General features: G+C 67.4%; 2 pseudogenes. Both read right to left on the reverse strand.

Annotation, left to right across the window (positions count from 1 at the left end):
- A pseudogene (locus JCM25156_RS27240) lies at positions 1 to 424 on the reverse strand (SGNH/GDSL hydrolase family protein); the annotation flags it as partial.
- Positions 411 to 776, reverse strand: a pseudogene (locus JCM25156_RS27245) (hypothetical protein); the annotation flags it as partial. The pseudogenes JCM25156_RS27240 and JCM25156_RS27245, both read right to left, overlap by 14 nt.

The raw sequence follows: 776 nt of genomic DNA on the forward strand, positions 1-776 counted from the left end.
CCGCCGGGTCGGGCGCCCTGTCGGCAATGACCAGACCGCTCCACTGCCCCGTATTGCGCCCCTGCGAAAACCACGGCCCGCCATCGGCATTGAAACCGACATAGCCGCCACTCATCTGCCCCGGCGCGATGGGGGAGCCCAGCCGGGCGGAGGCATTGCCGCAATCGAGACCATATCCGCCCCGCGCCGCATAAACGTCAAAGGCGGCGGGGGAACTGGTAATGACCATGTCCGTCCGCCGGTCGGGACTTGTGGCGTCGGCTATATGGGCAAATCCATCCAGACCGTAGCTGCCGAAAAATGTCTTGAACACGCGCCCGCGCGCGGCACTCCCCAGCATCACCGGCACGGGATAGGCCGCATACCCGGAATTGGCGGAGGCATAGGTGCCCACGGTGCCGAAAAAGAAATCATCCGCCGGCACCTTCAGCGATGCGGGGATGACAAACCCGCCCGGCCCGTTTCCTCCCCCATGAGAGGGTCTCGTTCCCCGCGACCCGTACCTCCCCGATATGGACCACATGGCGGCCCGGCGTGGCCTCCAGATCATTTCCATGCCCGCTCTGGTCATGAACCCGCAGCACGGTCGCGAACGTGCCCGCGTCCCGCCCGGCAAGAACCGCGCGCAGGGCCGCGTGGTCAAGATCGCCATCCGCCCCGATGCCGATGGTGGTCACCACCGGCTGGCCCCGGCGCAGGGTTTCCACATCCACGGCAGGCCCCACATAACCCGAGACCATCCGCACCGCCCCCCCCCGCGAACACGGCATGGCCCG

Source organism: Komagataeibacter kakiaceti JCM 25156, assembly GCF_000613305.1.